This is a genomic window from Leisingera methylohalidivorans DSM 14336 (assembly GCF_000511355.1).
In the GTDB taxonomy this organism is placed as follows: domain Bacteria; phylum Pseudomonadota; class Alphaproteobacteria; order Rhodobacterales; family Rhodobacteraceae; genus Leisingera; species Leisingera methylohalidivorans.
In genome coordinates this window covers 193,256-209,808 of record NC_023136.1, presented here as the reverse complement: position 1 = coordinate 209,808, position 16,553 = coordinate 193,256, and the positions used below count along the sequence as shown (strand labels likewise).

Genomic DNA, 16,553 nt, shown 5'->3' with positions numbered 1-16,553 from the left:
ATACCGAAATGAACGCACAGACCAAATTTGACGACCTCGAAGTTGGCTATGATGTCCCGGCCGTGCCGGGCATGAACGAGGCCGACATCCAGACCCCTTGCCTGGTGCTGGATCTGGACGCGCTGGAGCGCAACATTAGAAAGATGGGCGATTATGCCAAGGCGCATGGCATGCGCCACCGGGTGCATGGCAAGATGCACAAATCGGTGGATGTGGCCAAGCTGCAGGAAGAACTCGGCGGCGCTGTTGGCGTCTGCTGCCAGAAGGTCTCCGAAGCCGAGGTTTTTGCCCGCGGCGGGATCAAGGACGTCCTGGTGTCCAATCAGGTCCGCGATCCGCAGAAAATCGACCGCCTGGCACGGCTGCCCAAACTGGGCGCACGTACTATCGTCTGCGTTGATGACATCGACAATGTGCCCGACCTGTCTGCGGCAGCACAGAAGCACGGCACCGAGCTGGAAGTCCTGATCGAGATCGACTGCGGCGCAGGCCGCTGTGGCGTGACCACCACCGAAGCGGTTGTTAATATTGCTAAGGCGGTGAACGCGGCCGAGAGCCTCAAGTTCACCGGCATTCAGGCCTACCAGGGTGCGATGCAGCATATGGACAGCTATGAGGACCGCAAGGCCAAGCTGGACATCGCCATCGCCCAGGTTGCCGATGCGGTTGAAGGCCTGAAGAAAGAGGGCATCGATTGCGAGCTGGTTTCCGGCGGTGGCACCGGCTCCTACTACTTCGAGTCGAACTCGGGCGTTTACAACGAGTTGCAGTGCGGTTCCTATGCTTTCATGGACGCGGATTATGGCCGTATCCTGGACAAGGACGGCAACCGGATCGACCAGGGTGAGTGGGAAAACGCGTTTTTCATTCTGACCCAGGTGATGAGCCACGCCAAGGCCGACAAGGCCATCGTCGATGCCGGTCTCAAGGCGCAATCGGTGGACAGCGGGTTGCCCTTCATCTTCGGCCGCGACGACGTGGAATATGTCAAATGCTCGGACGAGCATGGCGTGGTTGCCGACCCTGAGGGTGCGCTGAAGGTCGGCGAGAAGCTGCGCCTGGTGCCCGGCCACTGCGACCCGACCGCCAACGTGCATGACTGGTACGTCGGCGTGCGAAACGGCAAGGTCGAAACTGTCTGGCCGGTCTCGGCCCGCGGCAAAGCATACTGATCCACCAATCCCCGAACTGGCGGAGGTGCGCTTGCCGCCCTCCGCCTATTTTTGTTTAGGAGAAACAAATATGTACATCGTTCCAGAACAGGAAATCGCCGATCTGATGACGCGCAAGGCGGCGTTTGACGCGGTGGAGAAGGTTTTTGCCGCCATGGCAGCTGGCGACGCCTACAACTTCCCCGTTGTGCGCGAGGCGATCGGCCATGAGGACGCGCTTTATGGCTTCAAGGGCGGCTTTGACCGCGCCGGGCTGACCCTGGGCCTCAAGGCTGGCGGCTACTGGCCGAACAACTTGGAAAAGCGCGGGCTGATCAACCATCAGTCGACCGTCTTTCTATTCGACCCGGACACCGGCAAGGTCAAGGCGATGGTGGGCGGCAACCTGCTGACTGCGCTGCGCACGGCGGCGGCATCCTCGGTGTCGATTAAGCATCTCGCCCGCAAGGATGCCAAGGTGATCGGCATGATCGGCGCGGGGCATCAGGCCAAATTCCAGCTGCGGGCAGCCCTGGAGCAGCGGGAGTTTGAAAAGGTCATCGGCTGGAACCTGCATCCGGAGATGCTGCCGAACCTGCAAGAAGTGGCGGATGAGGCCGGGCTGCCGTTTGAAGCGGTGGAGCTGGAGGGTCTGCGCGAGGCGGATGTCATCATTTCTGTCACCTCGTCCTTTGACGCGATCCTGAAGGTGGACCAGGTCAGCCCCGGCACCCACATTGCCTGCATGGGCACCGACACCAAGGGCAAGCAAGAGGTCGATCCCCAGCTGCTGGTAACGGCAGACGTGTTCACCGACGAGATCGCCCAGTCAGTCTCCATCGGCGAGGCGCAGCACGCGGTGGCGCAGGGCCTGATCAAGGAGGCTGACGTCGCCCAGATCGGTGCGGTTATCAATGGCACCAACCCGGGGCGCACCTCAGACGGACAGATCACCCTGTTCGACGGCACCGGCGTGGGGCTGCAGGATCTGGCTGTTGCTGCCTCTGTCGTGGAACGCGCGGTTGAGGCGGGTATCGCCATCGAAGTCGATTTCTGAACCGGCTGGACATAAAATGAAAAGGGCGCCGCTTTGGCGCCCTTTCTGTTTTCAGGATCTCCGCGTGTCAGGCGCGGTCTTCATGCGGCAATGATCCACGGCCCTGACCGCTCATCCCGCCGGAGACTTCCTCGGTTGCTTCCCCCGTCAGTTCGTTTGGCAGAAGCAGGTTCAGCACGATGGCAATCAGTGCTGCTGGCAGCAGGCCGCTGGTGAGGAGAATGCGGGCTGTGTCAGGCATATGCTGCAAGGCACCAGGTTCAAGCTGCAGGCCAAGGCCGATGGACAGCGCAATGGCAAAGATCACCATGTTCCGTCGGTTCCAGTCCACGTCGGACAGCATCGACACGCCGGCCGCGACCACCATGCCGAACATCACGATCACGCCGCCGCCCAGAACCTCGATTGGCACGGTGCGGATTACCGCGCCCACTTTGGGCACCAGCCCGCAGACGATCAGGAAGATCGCACCGCAGGTCACGACATGGCGGCTCATCACCCCGGTCATTGCAATCAGGCCGACATTCTGGCTGAACGAGGTGTTGGGGAAGGCGCCAAAGAAGCCCGCAAAGGCCGTTCCCACACCATCGGCATAGGTTGCGCCTGCGATCTCCTTATCAGTGGCTTCACGGCCTGCGCCGCCCTTGGTCACGCCAGAGACGTCACCCACGGTTTCCACCGCAGAGACAAAGCTCATCAGGCAGAAGCCGATGATGGCCGCGGCAGAGAACTCAACCCCGTACTTGAACGGCTGCGGCAGGGCAAAGGCCGCGGCCCGCTCCCAAGAGCCGGAGATCGCCTCAAATGTCAGCATGCCGGTCATCAGCGCATAGATGTAGCCCACGATCAGCCCCAGCAGCACAGCCGAGACCGACAGCATCCCCTTTGTGAAAAACTTCAGCCCCAGCGTCACCAGGATCACGACCAGCGCTGCCGACCAGTTCAGAAGCGAGCCGTATTCCGGCGTGCCGATGGCCGGAACTCCGCCCGCGGCGTACTGAATGCCAACCTTGACCAGCGCCAGGCCGATCATGGTAACCACCAGACCGGTTACCAGCGGCGGCAGGGCAAAACGGATCTTGCCGATCACCGTACCCAGCAGACTGTGGAATATACCGCCGACAATGACGCCGGTGAAAAGGGCTGCCAGCCCGTCCACGCCCTTGCCTGCGACCAGCGGAATCATGATCGGCAGGAAGGCGAACGACGTGCCCTGCACAATCGGCAGCGCCGAGCCTACGGGGCCGAGGGTAATGGTCTGCAGCAGAGTCGCGATGCCGGCAAACAGCATCGACATCTGGATCAGGTACAGCAGCTCGGGGAAATCCGGCGAATTGGAGCCGAAGCCGAACCCGGCGGCACCGGCAACAATGATCGCCGGTGTCACGTTTGAAACGAACATCGCCAGCACATGCTGGATGCCGAGCGGCACCGCCTTGTGCAAGGGCGGGGTGTAGTTGGGGTCGCGCAGCTGTTCTGGCGTCCCGATGGAAGTATCAACCATGTGTTCTCCTGTTGGTCATGGGGATCTTGCCGCTTCTTGTTTTTTTGCTGGCGGCTTCTGGGAGTGGTCAGTCCGCGACCACTGTGAAAGGCTCCTTGAACCAGTGTTCCTCGAGGTTCGGCGAGGTGCCGATCCGGTCGACAACAATGTATTGGCCGGGCGCACCCAGCGGCGCAAGCACCCCGTGCCAGGTGCCCTGGTGCAAGTTTATGGATTGGCCCGGCTGGCTGATAAAGGCCTGCAGGTTGACCGGCACGCCGCTGTTGTCATCCGCCACCACCACCAGCATCGGCACGCCGCTGACAGGCACGAATGCCTGGCTGCCTTCCGGGTGGCGTTCCACCATGTCCACCTTGTGCGGCAGGTGGCGGGCTTTGGCATCAAACAGGCTGATGCCGGCCCGGCCGTCCGGGCCGAAATCCAGGGCCGCGCGATCGTGGTGACGGCCGCACATGCCCTGATTGATCATCTTGTCCGGCGCGCCCGCGATCTCGATCACGTCGCCATAAGGCGCAAAAGCCGCTGCGGTCAGCGGCTTTGCTGTCAGCAGCCCGCTCACGGCAGCAGATCCTGCAGACGGAACTGGGCAATACGCTCGACCTGGCGGCAGGCCTCGCCGAACTCGGTCGCCCGGTCATTGTGAATGCGGCGATGGAACGCCTCCATGATCGACGCCTTGTTGTGGTCGCGCACCGCGATGATGAAGGGAAAGCCGTGCTTCTCCACATATTCGGTGTTGAGCCGGGTGAAACTCTCGCGCTCCTCATCGGTCAGCATATCAAGGCCGGCACTGGACTGTTCCGAGGTGCTCTCAGCCGTCAGACGGCCGGCGGCGGCCAGCTTGCCCGCCAGATCCGGGTGTGCGGTCAGCACGCCCAGGCGCTCTTCCTCGCTGGCGGTGCGGAAGATCCGGCACAGCGCGTTGTGGACACCGGCAGCGCAGTCATGCGCCGGACCCAGCTCCAGATCAAAGGCGCGGTCGGCGATCCAGGGCGAATGCTCGAAGATCGAACCGAACTTGGTGACAAACTCCTCGCGGTCCATCCGGCTGGGGCGTTCGCGCTTGACCGGCGGATGGGTTTCGGCCCAATGCTCGGCAATGTCGATCCGGCGCGGGCACCAGACGCCCTCAAAGCCTTGGATATAGTCGATAAAACGCTTCAGACCCGCAACCTTGCCGGGCCGGCCGATCAAGCGGCAATGCAGCCCGATGGTCATCATCTTCGGCGCACCGGCCTTTCCTTCGGCATAAATCACGTCGAAGGCATCCTTCAGATACTGAAAGAAATGCTCGCCAGTAATCCAGCCCGGTGAGTTCGCAAACCGCATATCATTGGCTTCCAGCGTGTAGGGGATGATCAACTGATCGCGCCCGCCGGTTTCCCGCCAATAGGGCAGGTCGTCGTCGTAGGTGTCGGAGATGTAATCAAATCCGCCTTCCTCAGCCACCAGCCGCACAGTGCTGACGCTGCAGCGCCCGGTGTACCAGCCGCGCGGGCGCTCACCTGTAACCTCGGTATGCAGCCGCACAGCCTCTGCAATGGCCGCACTCTCCTCCTCCTCGGTCATGTCCTTGTGCTCGACCCATTTCAACCCATGGCTGGCGATTTCCCAATCCGCGTCCTTCATCGCCTGCACCTGTTCGGGGCTGCGGGCCAGCGCGGTGGCGACACCATAGATGGTCAGCGGGATGCCGGCGCCGGTGAACAGCCGGTGCAGTCGCCAGAAGCCGGCCCGCGATCCGTATTCATAGACCGACTCCATGTTCCAATGGCGCTGGCCGGGCCATTGCGCAGCACCGGGAATGTCAGACAAAAAGGCTTCCGAGGCCGCATCCCCGTGCAGGATGCAGTTCTCCCCGCCTTCTTCATAGTTGAGTACAAATTGCACGGCGGCTTTGGCCCCATTGGGCCACTGCGGGTCAGGTGCGTCAGCACCGTATCCGCGCAAGTCACGAGGATAGCGCGTCACGTCAGGTCTCCTGTCTTTTTATTATGTATAGAACAGATAATCATGTTCGGCTTTCAGTATATTTTTGAAAGAACTTTTTGACTCTTCCTTCTGTATGCAATGTGCTGGACCGCGCATACCTAGGGAAACGGAATGAATAGGAGGCTGACATGGCCGGATTTCTGACCACCCATGTTCTGGACACCGCCCGCGGCTGCCCGGCAGAAGGGCTGAAGATTGATCTCTACCGGATCGAGGGCAGCGAGCGCGTCCATCTGCGCAGCCTGACCACCAACGACGACGGGCGCACCGATAAGCAGATCCTGCCCGCAGGTGAATTCGCGACCGGCACCTATGAACTGGTGTTCCATGCCGGCGGCTATCTGCGCGCAACCGGGCAGGCAGGCGCCGCTCCTCTGTTCCTGGATGAAGTGCCGCTGCGGTTCGGCATCAGTGAGGCAGACAGCCACTATCATGTGCCGCTGTTGCTGTCGCCCTACGGCTATTCGACTTACCGCGGCAGCTGAGCCGCACTCCCCGAGATACCTCTCCTCCCGCTGGGCATATGCCGGCGGTTCCCGTCTCAGGAAACTGGGGCGGGCTTTTTCATTCTGAGGGCAGCGATGCCTGGATGTGATCCACCATGAAATCCATGAACAGCCGCACCTTGGGATCCTGGTGGCGGCGATGCACATACAGACAGGCCATCTGAATCGGGATCGGCGGCTCCTCTGCCAGCACCGGCACCAGCCGGCCGGAGGCGAGGTGTTCCGAGATCTCGAACACCGGTTTCAGGATGATTCCATGCCCGTCCAGCGCCCAGTTGGTCAGCACGTCGCCGTGATCCGATTCAAACGGTCCGGTGACTGTGACCCGCTTGACCCCGTCCTGGCTGCGCAGCGGCCACTGAAACTCCGGTGCGCCGGGATAGCGGAGGTTCAGGCAGTCATGCGCGTCGGTCTTCAGTTCCTCACTGTTCTTCGGCTGTCCGCGTTGCCTGATATAGTCCGGTGAGGCGCACAGCACCCGCGGGCAGTCAGCGATCTTGCGGATACGCAGATTGGAATCCTCCGGCACGCCCAGGAAAAACGCCGCGTCCAAGCCCTCCGCGGCCAGGTCCAGCTTGCGGTCCGACATCCGCAGCCGGATCGAGATCAGCGGATAGGCTTCCTTGAACTTCGGCACCGCGGGCGCAACCAGACGCTGCCCCAGCCCCAAAGGCGCCGCCACATAGAGCGTGCCGCGCGGTGTCTGGGTCACGCTGCTGATATCCGCCTCGGCCTCATCCACGGCTTCCAGGATTTTCACTGCACCTTGATAGAACAGATTGCCCTGCTCGGTCGGGTTCAAAAGCCGGGTGGTGCGCTGGAACAGCCGCACATTCAGGTGATCCTCCAGCTGCGATATGCGCGACGACGCCACGGCGGCCGATATCCGCATGTCCCGCGCGGCGGCGGACATGTTGCCAAGTTCATAAACCCGGACAAAGGTGCGGATGTTGTCGAGATAGGCCATTCAAGTATTCTTTGCGTTATTTTGAAACAGCTTGGATTTTTTACCTAATACATGAAAATAACGGCATGCTCTAGTCTTGGGTCAAAGCTTATGAGGAGAGAACAATGGAAGAGCTTGTGATCATGTGGGACTGGCTGGGCTTTGCTGTCCGCTGGCTTCACGTCATCACCGCCATTGCCTGGATCGGGTCGTCCTTCTATTTCGTCGCGCTGGACCTCGGCTTGCGGAAAGTTCCGCATCTGCCGGTCGGCGCGCATGGCGAGGAATGGCAGGTCCATGGCGGCGGTTTCTATCACATCCAGAAATACCTGGTGGCGCCGGAGAACATGCCGGACCATCTGATCTGGTTCAAATGGGAGAGCTACGCCACCTGGCTGTCGGGTGCCGGCCTTTTGATGATCGTCTATTGGGCGGGCGGCGAGCTGTACCTGATCGACTCCAGCAAAGCCGATCTGGCCCTGTGGCAGGGCATTCTGATTTCCGGCGCTTCGCTGAGCATCGGCTGGCTGGTCTATGACGCGCTGTGCAAATCGCCGCTGGGGGAACAGCCGACCCTTCTGATGGTGCTGCTGTTTGTTCTGCTGGTCGCCATGGGCTGGGGCTACAACCAGATATTCACCGGCCGCGCAGTGATGCTGCATCTGGGTGCCTTTACCGCGACGATCATGACTGCAAACGTCTTTTTCATCATCATGCCGAACCAGCGTATTGTGGTGAAGGATCTGCAGGAAGGCCGCACGCCGGATGCCAAGTATGGCAAGATCGCCAAGCTGCGCTCGACCCATAACAACTATCTGACGCTGCCGGTCGTGTTCCTGATGCTGTCCAACCACTATCCGCTGGCCTTTGCCACCGAGTACAACTGGCTGATCGCGGCGCTGGTGTTCCTGATGGGGGTGACCATCCGCCATTACTTCAACAGCAACCACGCAGGGACCAGCAACCCGACCTGGACCTGGCCTGTGACCGCCATCCTGTTCATCGGCATCATGATCCTGAGCCAAGCGCCTCTGCAACAAGATACATATGAGGAATCCGAAGCGCGGGAGCTGACCAAAAGCGAGCAGGTCTTTGCCAGCAATCAGCATTTCGAGGATGTGATGAATGTGGTGCCGGGCCGTTGTGCGATGTGCCACGCGCGGGAGCCCTACTATGACGGGATCCGCCGAGCGCCCAAGAACGTGCTGCTGGAGACTCCGGCCGATGTGGCGAAATACGCCAAGGAGATCTACCTCCAGGCTGGCGCCACCCACGCGATGCCGCCCGCCAATGTGACCTTTATGGAGGACGAGGAGCGCGCTTTGATCCGCCGCTGGTACGGCAGCGCTTCCAAGAATCTGCCGTTCGCGCTGGCTGCGAACTAAACTTAAAAGCCTGAATAACCAGGATGGCCCTGCCTTTAAGGCGGGGCCATTTTTTTGCAGCACCGCGCGTGCACCCCGGCTATGCACCTGTTGGCTGGAACCAAACCAACCGGACCCGCGTTAGTCCCGCAAAGGGTTTGCCCAAATTGACCGGTTTCTCAAGGCTTCCGGTCTGTTCAGCCACAGCGCCAATTCCTTTCGGGCACTCTTCCTCCGGCACCAATCGCCGGAGACTGGCCGTTTGGGACCGCGGCAGAACTGCGGGATTTGGACGTTGACGGAGGTAATACAATGTTTAAGGCACCCATCGCTATTGGATTTGCCATCTGTACCACCCTTGCGGCCTGCGGTGACACCACCGGCGAGCGGCTGGTTTATGGCGCTGGCGCCGGTGCTGCCGGGTCTGCCGTTCTGGACGGCAACCTGGTGACAGGCGCCGCAGTCGGGGCCGCGGCCAACTTGATCTATTGCGAAGAAAATCCGCACCGCTGCTGAGGCACGGACGCTTGACTGAAGAAGGCGGGCCAATGAAGCCCGTCTTTTCGCTTGCTAACTTCCCGCCTCGCTCCGCCTGAAGGCCGCCAGCCCGTGTTTCACTGCATGGTCAACAAACAGGCGGATCTTGGGGTCCTGCAGTTTCCGGTGCGGATAGAGGCAGCCGAAAATGGTCGGCTCCGGCGGCGTATCCCGCAGCACCTCGACCAGCGCGCCAGAGCGCAGATGCGCGGCCACGTCAAACCGCGGCTTGTTGACAATGCCGTGCCCGTCCAGCGCCCAATTGGTCAGCACATCGCTGTCGTCGGCATCGTATTTCCCTGACACCTCCAGCTTGCGCGGCCCCTCCGGCGTGTCCAGCGTCCAGAAATATTCCGGCGAGCGCGGATAGCGCAGCAGCAGGCAGTTGTGGCCGGTCAGCAGATCCTCCGGCACCTGCGGCGTCCCGTGCCGCTCAAGATAGGCCGGCGCGGCGCACAGCACCCGCGCGCAATTGGCGATCTTTCGCATTTTCAGCGTGGAATCATGCGGAGTCCCGATGAAGAACGCCACGTCCAGCCCGTCGGCCAGAATGTCGACCTTGCGGTCCGACATCCGCATGCGGATTTCGGTGGCGGGATAGTCCTCGACAAATCCCGGCACCAACGGCGCAATGATACGGCGGCCGACACCAAGCGGCGCGGTCACCCGGATCACCCCGCGCGGCGCCTCGGAGAACTGCGAGACCACCGCCTCGGCGTCCTCAATCGATTCGAGGACTTTCTTCGCCTCGGCATAAAACAGCTTTCCGGCCTCAGTCGGGGTCAGCGATCTCGTCGTGCGGTTGAACAGGCGGACGCCAAGGTGCTTTTCAAGCTCCTTGATCCGTTTGCTGGCGACCGCCGGTGTCAGCCGCAGATCCCGCCCGCCAGAGGTGATGCTGCCCAGTTCGACGACTCGGGTAAAAACCCGCAGGGATTCCAGATAAGACATGGTTCACAGACCTTTGCGGGGCGCGCTTGCGACCTGCCCATTGGAGCGGCAGGCGGCAGGGACGCCGGTTCCGGCATGCTTTAGCCTAATCATTCTCAACAGGGTGTTGAAAGGCTTTCGCGATTGCAGCCGTTAACCGAGGCAGTCGAACAGGGTAAAAATGTCATAAGCGGGCCAGCACGGCCCACAGACAATCGGGAGGCCAGATGGCACATCAAACCGACATCCGCTTTCTTCTGAACGGCAAGGACATTGTGCTGGAGGACCTGAAGGCGACCACCACCTTGCTGGATTTTCTGCGCCTGGAGCAGCGCCTGACCGGTACCAAGGAAGGCTGCGCTGAGGGTGACTGCGGCGCCTGCACTGTGCTGGTGGGACGGCTGCAGAATGGCGCCCTGCGTTATGAGGCGGTGAACGCCTGCATCCGTTTCCTGGCGTCGCTCAATGGCTGCCATGTGGTGACGGTTGAGCATCTGTCCGGCCCGGGCGGGCGGCTGCACCCGGTGCAGCAGGCGATGGTGGAATACCACGGCAGCCAGTGCGGTTTCTGCACGCCGGGCTTTGTGATGTCGCTTTATGCGCTATGGATGGAAAACCCGCAGCCGACCGGGGCTGAGGTGGAAACCGCGGTACAGGGCAACCTCTGCCGCTGCACCGGCTATGAGCCGATTGTGCGGGCCGCGCTGGCGGTGAACCAATACGGCTCCCCGGCCAATGATTACCTGACCAAAGAACGCGTTAGTCTGACCGCCAAGCTGCAGGCGATTCAGCCGGACGCCCGCGTGGTGACCGGCCCCGAGGACGACCGCGCCATCCTGCCACTGAATAGCGCCGATCTGGCGCAGGTGCTGGCAGAGAACCCCAACGCGACCATCGTGGCAGGCTCCACCGATGTCGGCCTGTGGGTCACCAAATTCATGAAGCCGATCTCTCCGGTGGTGTTTGTGTCCCATCTGGAAGAGCTGAAGTCCATCGAGCTGACCGACGAGGCGCTGATCATCGGTGCCGGCGTCACCTATACCGAAAGCGAGGCGGCGATCCGTGATGCCTTCCCGCATCTAAGCGCATACTGGGACCGCATCGCCGGCTGGCAGGTGCGCAACATGGGCACCATCGGCGGCAATATCGCCAACGGCTCGCCCATCGGGGACACACCGCCGGTACTGATCTCTCTTGGCGCCGAGGTGACGCTGCAGAAAAAGGGCGGCAGCCGCACCCTGCCACTGGAAGAATTCTTTATCGACTATGGCAAGCAGGACCGCGAGCCTGGGGATTTTGTCGCCTCAATCCGCATTCCGCTGCGCCGGGATGGTCAAATTGATGCTGCCTACAAGATCTCCAAGCGCCGGGATGAAGATATTTCCTCGGTTGCTGCCGGAGTCAGCGTGGACGTGGCAGACGGTGTGATCACCGCGGCCCGCATTGCGTTCGGCGGCATGGCGGCAACGCCCAAGCGCGCCGCCAGTGCCGAGGCTGCGCTGGTTGGACAGCCCTGGGGCGAACCGGCGTTCGATGCGGCAGCGGAGGCAGTGCAGCAGGACTTCACACCCTTGAGCGACTGGCGCGCCTCTGCTGACTACCGGATGCTGTCGGCCAGCAACCTGCTGCGCCGTTTCTACTTGGAACATGATGCGGGAACCGCCGGTGCCGTCCGGCTGGCCGTCGCCTGAGGAGATTTTGAGATGAAAGACCATCAGACCATCAGCGGCGCCGTTCACCATGACCGCCAGCATGACAGCGCGATCAAGCATGTGACGGGGCGCGCCGAATACACCGACGATATCGCCGAACCCTTTGGCACGCTGCACGCCTACCTGGGTGTCTCCACCGTGGCGCATGCCAAAATTAAGGGCATCGACCTGTCGGCCGTCCGCAACGCCCCCGGCGTGGTGGATGTGCTGACCGCCGCGGATGTGCCCGGCGTTAACGACATCAGCCCCACCGGTAAACATGACGAGCCGGTGTTCCCGACCGAGAAGGTGGAATTCCACGGGCAGCCGATGTTTGCGGTGATTGCTGAAACCCGCGATGCCGCCCGCCGTGCCGCCGAGCTGGCGCAGGTGGATTACGAGGTGCTGCCGCACGCCCTGGACCCGGTCCAGGCGCAGGAGGCCGGTTACCCGATGGTCACCGAACCCTTGACGCTGAAGCGCGGCGATGTCGAGGCCGGCCGCAAGAGTGCCGCCCACCGCATTCAGGCGCAGATGACCGTCGGCGGACAGGACCACATGTATCTGGAAGGCCACATCGCCTTTGCCATTCCGGGCGAGGATGAGGATGTGACCGTGCATTGCTCCACCCAGCACCCGAGCGAGGCGCAGCATATGGTGGCGCATGTTCTGGGCGTTGCGAACAACGCGGTGACGGTCAACGTGCGCCGAATGGGCGGCGGTTTTGGCGGCAAGGAAAGCCAGATGAACCTGTTCTGCGCGGTGGCAGCAATTGCTGCAAAGAAACACAACCGTGCCGTCAAGATCCGCCCGGACCGCGATCAGGACATGACCGCAACCGGCAAGCGCCATGACTTCGTGATCGACTATGACGTCGCCTTTGACGACGCGGGCCGCATTCAGGCGGTAGAGGGCGGCTTTGCCGCGCGCTGCGGCTATTCCTCGGACCTGTCCGGGCCGGTCACCGACCGGGCACTGTTCCATGCGGATAACGCCTATTTCTACCCGAACGTGCTGCTGAAAAGCCGCCCGATGAAGACCAACACCGTCTCCAACACCGCATTCCGCGGCTTTGGCGGCCCGCAGGGTGTGGTCGCGGCGGAGCGGATGATCGAAGAGATCGCCTATGTCCTGGGCAAGGACCCGCTGGATGTGCGCAAGGCCAATTTTTACGGCGAAGACGGTCGCGACCTGACGCCGTACCACCAGAAGGTGGAGGACAATATCCTCGACCGGCTGATCGGCGAGCTGGAAGAAAGCGCCGAGTACCGCAAGCGCCGCGAAGAGATCATCGCCTTCAACAAGGAGTCGAAGATCATCAAGAAAGGTATTGCCCTGACACCGGTCAAGTTCGGTATTTCCTTCACCGCGACCTGGTACAATCAGGCCGGTTCCTTGATCCATGTTTACAATGACGGCTCGATCCACCTGAACCACGGCGGCACCGAGATGGGGCAAGGCCTCAACACCAAGGTGGCGCAGGTTGTGGCCGACGCTTTTCAGGTGGATTTCGAGCGTATCAAGATCACCAAGACCACAACCGAGAAAGTGCCGAACACCTCGGCCACAGCGGCCTCGTCCGGCTCGGACTTGAATGGCATGGCGGCGCTGGATGCGGCGGAGCAGATCATAGCCCGGCTGACCAAATTCGCAGCGGAAACGTATGAAGTGTCCGAGGCGGAAGTAGAGTTCCTGCCGAACCGCGTACGCGTAGGCAGCGAGGTCATCCCCTTCGACACGCTGGTGAAAGAGGCCTATATGGCCCGAGTCCACCTGTCGGCAGCGGGTTTCTACAAGACGCCGGAAATCCACTGGGACCGCGCTGCGGGCAAGGGGCAGCCCTTCTTCTATTACGCCTATGGCGCGTCCTGCTCGGAAGTCTCCGTCGATACGCTGACTGGCGAATACCGGGTCGAGCGTACCGACATTCTGCATGACGTGGGCCGCTCGCTGAACCCGGTTCTGGACAAGGGCCAGGTGGAGGGCGCCTTTATCCAGGGGATGGGCTGGCTGACCACCGAAGAACTGTGGTGGGACGGCGAAGGCCGCCTGCGCACCCATGCGCCGTCGACCTACAAGATCCCGCTGGCCTCTGACCGGCCGCGCATCTTCAACACGCAGCTGGCCCAATGGTCGGTGAACAAGAAACGCACCATCAAGCGGTCCAAGGCCGTGGGCGAACCGCCGGTCATGCTGGGCATCTCAGTGTTCGAGGCGCTGTCGATGGCGGTGGCCAGCACTGCGGACTACAAGGTCTGCCCGCGCCTGGATGCTCCCGCCACGCCGGAACGCGTGCTGATGGCGATCGAAACCCTCAAAGGGCAGGGCTGAGCCATGGCCCGCCGCCTCTCCCTCCAGGACTTTCTGGCCAGCCACTGCCGTGTGGTGCAGATCGCGCTGACCCGCGTCCGGGGGTCCTCCCCGCGTGAAGTCGGCACCTGCATGTTTGTTGCAGCGGACGGCCTGTGGGGGACCATTGGCGGCGGCCAGCTGGAATATATCGCCATTGACCACGCCCGGCGGATGCTGAAGCAGGATGTGCTCAGCGACACGCTGGATGTGCCGCTGGGGCCGGAAATCGGCCAGTGCTGCGGCGGCCGGGTGGAAATGTCGCTGGCGCAGATGCGCCAACCCGACCGCGCGGCGGCCGTCACCGCTGCCAAGGCCGAGGAACAGGCGCTGCCGCATGTCTATGTGATGGGCGCGGGCCATGTGGGCCGGGCGCTGGCGGACCTGTTCCAGCATATGCCGCTGCGCTGCATCCTGATCGACCAGCGCTCCGAAGAATTGAACTTGTGCCAAGCGGATGTGGAAATCCGCCAAAGCGCCATTCCCGAGATCGACATCGCCACCGCCCCGGCGGGCAGCGCCTTTGTTGTACTCACCCACGATCATGCGCTCGACTTCCTGCTTGCCTCCGCTGCCCTGCAGCGCGGCGATGCAGGCTATGTCGGCCTGATCGGATCGGCCACCAAGCGGGAGAAATTCCGCCGCTGGTGCCGGGACCATTGCGACGGTCTGGGAACCGACCGTCTCATCTGCCCCATCGGGGCAGGCGGCAGCCGCGACAAGCGGCCCAGCGTCATCGCGGCCTTCGTGGCCGCGGAAGTGATCGCTGATTTGACCTCTGAAACTGCCGCGTCCACCCCCGCAAGGGGCACAGACCTGCCTGAAACAGGCAAGCAACCGGACGCAGAGGGAGACACGGCTGGGAAGATCAGCCGTTAAGGACTGCGTCCTCTGATAGGAGGAGGCCGCCATGACCAAAGGGCGGAGCTATACTTACAAACTGTTCGCGCGGAATGACTTCAGTGCATTCTGGGCGCTGTTCACCGACAACCTGATCAACCTGATCGTGCTTTCGGGCATCTGTCAATTTGTGTTCAACATGCCGGCGGACATCGTGTTCGGCCGTATCGTGCCAGGCGCTGCGGTGGCGATCCTGGCCGGGATCGCGGTTTACACCTGGATGGCCAAGCATTTCGCCGAGAAACAGGGCCGGGACGTGACCGCGCTGCCTTATGGCATCTCGACCCCGGTGATGTTTGTCTATCTGTTCGGGGTGATCGGGCCGATCTATTGGTCCACAAATGACGCCATGCTGGCCTGGCAGGTGGGCATTGGCGCCGGCTTCATGGGCGGCATTGTCGCCGCATTGGGTGCCATCGTCGGCCCTTGGCTGAAGCGGGTGACTCCGCGCGCCGGTATGCTGGGCACCCTCTGCGGCATTGCACTGGTGTTCATCGGCACCGTGCCGCTGGCGACGATTTTCGAGGATCCGTTCATCGGTTTCGCTTCGATGATCATCATCCTGTGGGGCCTGGTGGGCCGTCACCGGCTGCCATTCAACATTCCCGCAGGCCTGCTGGCGCTGATCGTGGGTACTGTCGTGGCGCTGGGAATGGGCAAGGCTTCGGTCTCCTTCGAGGGCGTGGGCGTCTACCTGCCGATCCCCTACTTCGGTGATCTGATTGCCGGCATCCAGCATCTGTTTGCCAACCCGGAGCTGTTCCTGGTTCTGGTGCCGGTTCAGATCTACAACTTCATCGAGACCATGAATAACGTCGAAAGCGCCGAGGCGGCGGGCGACCATTATCCGGTGGGCCTGTGTCAGGTAACCGATGGCGTCGGCACCATGATCGGTGCAGTCTTCGGCTCGCCGTTCCCGACCACAGCCTATATCGGCCACCCGGCCTACAAGCGGATGGGCGCGCGCTCGGGCTATATCATCGGCGTTGGTCTGGTGATCCCCTTTGCCGCCTTCTTTGGCCTCTTGGCGTTCCTCAACAACCTGATCCCCGTAGCTGCTGCCGCGCCGGTGCTGGTGTTTGTGGCGCTCAGCCTGGTGACCAATACCGCGCATTCGGTGAAGACCGACCATATCGCCGCGGTGACCATCGCGATGATGCCGCATGTCTCCGCCTTCCTGATGGTGAAATGGGGCGCAATGGCCGGCGCCCTGGGCGCACTCGGTGCCACTGGCATGGCACAGCTGGGCGATCCGGAGCTAACCGCAGCGCTGCTGCAGCAAGGCGCGCATTTCGAAGGCCACCAGGCTCTTAGCCAGGGCGCCATCCTGACTGGCCTGATCTGGGGTGCCATCGTCGCCAGCGTGATCGACGGTGATTTCCGCAACGCGGGCGGCTTTGCCCTGGCAGCAGCGGCAATGTCGCTGGTCGGCGTGATCCATTCTGCCAGCCTGCATTGGCCGGAGTTCAGCGGTGTCGCGATGGGCTATCTGATCGCGGCCGGTTTCCTGTTCATCTATCCGATCTTCCACAAAGCGGATGGGTACGAGGAAGCTGAGGACGACAGTGCAAAACCTCATGTGCCGCACCTGCCGGCAGGCGAATAACCTTAACGGACAGGGCAGGG

The 16,553-nt window shown here is 61.9% G+C and carries 14 protein-coding genes; 9 read left to right on the top strand and 5 right to left on the bottom strand.

Translation table 11 applies throughout. The annotated features are described in order from the left end of the window. The first annotated feature begins 8 nt into the window (after positions 1 to 8). Positions 9 to 1,172 (top strand): 3-hydroxy-D-aspartate aldolase BhcC, encoded by a 1,164-nt coding sequence (gene bhcC, locus METH_RS22140; protein WP_024092551.1) that lies wholly within the window; start codon positions 9 to 11, stop codon positions 1,170 to 1,172. Positions 1,173 to 1,242: 70 nt separating this feature from the next. Beyond that, positions 1,243 to 2,208: an iminosuccinate reductase BhcD gene (bhcD, locus tag METH_RS22135; RefSeq protein WP_024092550.1), complete on the top strand. Its 966-nt coding sequence runs from the start codon at positions 1,243 to 1,245 to the stop codon at positions 2,206 to 2,208. A gap of 67 nt (positions 2,209 to 2,275) precedes the next feature. On the opposite strand, the gene METH_RS22130 is transcribed toward bhcD, so the two are convergent. The 3 genes from METH_RS22130 to puuE all read right to left on the bottom strand — a co-directional run bounded on the left by METH_RS22130 (position 2,276) and on the right by puuE (position 5,683). Continuing rightward, positions 2,276 to 3,712: a uracil-xanthine permease family protein gene (locus METH_RS22130; protein ID WP_024092549.1), complete on the bottom strand. Its 1,437-nt coding sequence runs from the start codon at positions 3,710 to 3,712 to the stop codon at positions 2,276 to 2,278. 67 nt (positions 3,713 to 3,779) lie between these two features. Then, positions 3,780 to 4,271: an ureidoglycolate lyase gene (locus METH_RS22125; protein WP_024092548.1), complete on the bottom strand. Its 492-nt coding sequence runs from the start codon at positions 4,269 to 4,271 to the stop codon at positions 3,780 to 3,782. After that, complete coding sequence (gene puuE / locus METH_RS22120; RefSeq protein WP_044008844.1) at positions 4,268 to 5,683, bottom strand: allantoinase PuuE; 1,416 nt, start codon at positions 5,681 to 5,683, stop codon at positions 4,268 to 4,270. Before puuE ends, METH_RS22125 begins: the two co-directional genes overlap by 4 nt. 149 nt (positions 5,684 to 5,832) lie before the next feature. Here puuE and uraH point away from each other — a divergent pair, with 149 nt between their 5' ends. Continuing rightward, complete coding sequence (gene uraH, locus METH_RS22115; RefSeq protein ID WP_024092546.1) at positions 5,833 to 6,189, top strand: hydroxyisourate hydrolase; 357 nt, start codon at positions 5,833 to 5,835, stop codon at positions 6,187 to 6,189. 79 nt (positions 6,190 to 6,268) lie between these two features. On the opposite strand, the gene METH_RS22110 is transcribed toward uraH, so the two are convergent. Then, positions 6,269 to 7,177 carry a LysR family transcriptional regulator gene (locus METH_RS22110; RefSeq protein WP_024092545.1) on the bottom strand — a complete coding sequence of 303 codons (909 nt, stop codon included), beginning with the start codon at positions 7,175 to 7,177 and terminating at the stop codon, positions 6,269 to 6,271. Between the two features lie 104 nt (positions 7,178 to 7,281). Here METH_RS22110 and METH_RS22105 point away from each other — a divergent pair, with 104 nt between their 5' ends. Further along, a complete protein-coding gene (locus METH_RS22105; protein WP_024092544.1) occupies positions 7,282 to 8,541 on the top strand; it encodes a urate hydroxylase PuuD in 1,260 nt (419 codons plus the stop codon). A 291-nt stretch (positions 8,542 to 8,832) separates the two neighbouring features. After that, positions 8,833 to 9,036: a hypothetical protein gene (locus tag METH_RS22100; RefSeq protein ID WP_024092543.1), complete on the top strand. Its 204-nt coding sequence runs from the start codon at positions 8,833 to 8,835 to the stop codon at positions 9,034 to 9,036. Positions 9,037 to 9,090: 54 nt separating this feature from the next. On the opposite strand, the gene METH_RS22095 is transcribed toward METH_RS22100, so the two are convergent. Continuing rightward, complete coding sequence (locus METH_RS22095) at positions 9,091 to 10,008, bottom strand: LysR family transcriptional regulator (RefSeq protein WP_024092542.1); 918 nt, start codon at positions 10,006 to 10,008, stop codon at positions 9,091 to 9,093. A gap of 206 nt (positions 10,009 to 10,214) precedes the next feature. On the opposite strand from METH_RS22095, the gene xdhA reads away from it, so the two are divergent. The 4 genes from xdhA to METH_RS22075 are packed head-to-tail and all read left to right on the top strand — an operon-like array spanning position 10,215 to position 16,533. Next, complete coding sequence (gene xdhA, locus METH_RS22090; RefSeq protein WP_024092541.1) at positions 10,215 to 11,678, top strand: xanthine dehydrogenase small subunit; 1,464 nt, start codon at positions 10,215 to 10,217, stop codon at positions 11,676 to 11,678. A 12-nt stretch (positions 11,679 to 11,690) separates the two neighbouring features. Continuing rightward, positions 11,691 to 14,009: a xanthine dehydrogenase molybdopterin binding subunit gene (xdhB, locus tag METH_RS22085; protein WP_024092540.1), complete on the top strand. Its 2,319-nt coding sequence runs from the start codon at positions 11,691 to 11,693 to the stop codon at positions 14,007 to 14,009. A gap of 3 nt (positions 14,010 to 14,012) precedes the next feature. Further along, the gene (xdhC, locus tag METH_RS22080; protein WP_024092539.1) at positions 14,013 to 14,906 is read left to right on the top strand and encodes a xanthine dehydrogenase accessory protein XdhC; all 894 of its coding nucleotides are present in this window, start codon (positions 14,013 to 14,015) and stop codon (positions 14,904 to 14,906) included. Positions 14,907 to 14,937: 31 nt separating this feature from the next. Next, on the top strand, positions 14,938 to 16,533 hold the full coding sequence (locus tag METH_RS22075; protein WP_024092538.1) for a xanthine/uracil/vitamin C permease: 1,596 nt from the start codon (positions 14,938 to 14,940) through the stop codon (positions 16,531 to 16,533). Positions 16,534 to 16,553 lie beyond the last annotated feature (20 nt).

Excerpts from the sequence above, each read along its gene's own strand:
- METH_RS22095 (WP_024092542.1), bottom strand. The coding sequence starts at position 10,008 with ATGTCTTATCTGGAATCCCTGCGGGTTTTTACCCGAGTCGTCGAACTG.
- bhcC (WP_024092551.1), top strand. The coding sequence starts at position 9 with ATGAACGCACAGACCAAATTTGACGACCTCGAAGTTGGCTATGATGTC.
- xdhA (WP_024092541.1), top strand. The coding sequence starts at position 10,215 with ATGGCACATCAAACCGACATCCGCTTTCTTCTGAACGGCAAGGACATT.
- METH_RS22110 (WP_024092545.1), bottom strand. The coding sequence starts at position 7,177 with ATGGCCTATCTCGACAACATCCGCACCTTTGTCCGGGTTTATGAACTT.
- xdhC (WP_024092539.1), top strand. The coding sequence starts at position 14,013 with ATGGCCCGCCGCCTCTCCCTCCAGGACTTTCTGGCCAGCCACTGCCGT.
- METH_RS22130 (WP_024092549.1), bottom strand. The coding sequence starts at position 3,712 with ATGGTTGATACTTCCATCGGGACGCCAGAACAGCTGCGCGACCCCAAC.
- uraH (WP_024092546.1), top strand. The coding sequence starts at position 5,833 with ATGGCCGGATTTCTGACCACCCATGTTCTGGACACCGCCCGCGGCTGC.
- METH_RS22105 (WP_024092544.1), top strand. The coding sequence starts at position 7,282 with ATGGAAGAGCTTGTGATCATGTGGGACTGGCTGGGCTTTGCTGTCCGC.
- METH_RS22075 (WP_024092538.1), top strand. The coding sequence starts at position 14,938 with ATGACCAAAGGGCGGAGCTATACTTACAAACTGTTCGCGCGGAATGAC.
- bhcD (WP_024092550.1), top strand. The coding sequence starts at position 1,243 with ATGTACATCGTTCCAGAACAGGAAATCGCCGATCTGATGACGCGCAAG.
- METH_RS22100 (WP_024092543.1), top strand. The coding sequence starts at position 8,833 with ATGTTTAAGGCACCCATCGCTATTGGATTTGCCATCTGTACCACCCTT.
- xdhB (WP_024092540.1), top strand. The coding sequence starts at position 11,691 with ATGAAAGACCATCAGACCATCAGCGGCGCCGTTCACCATGACCGCCAG.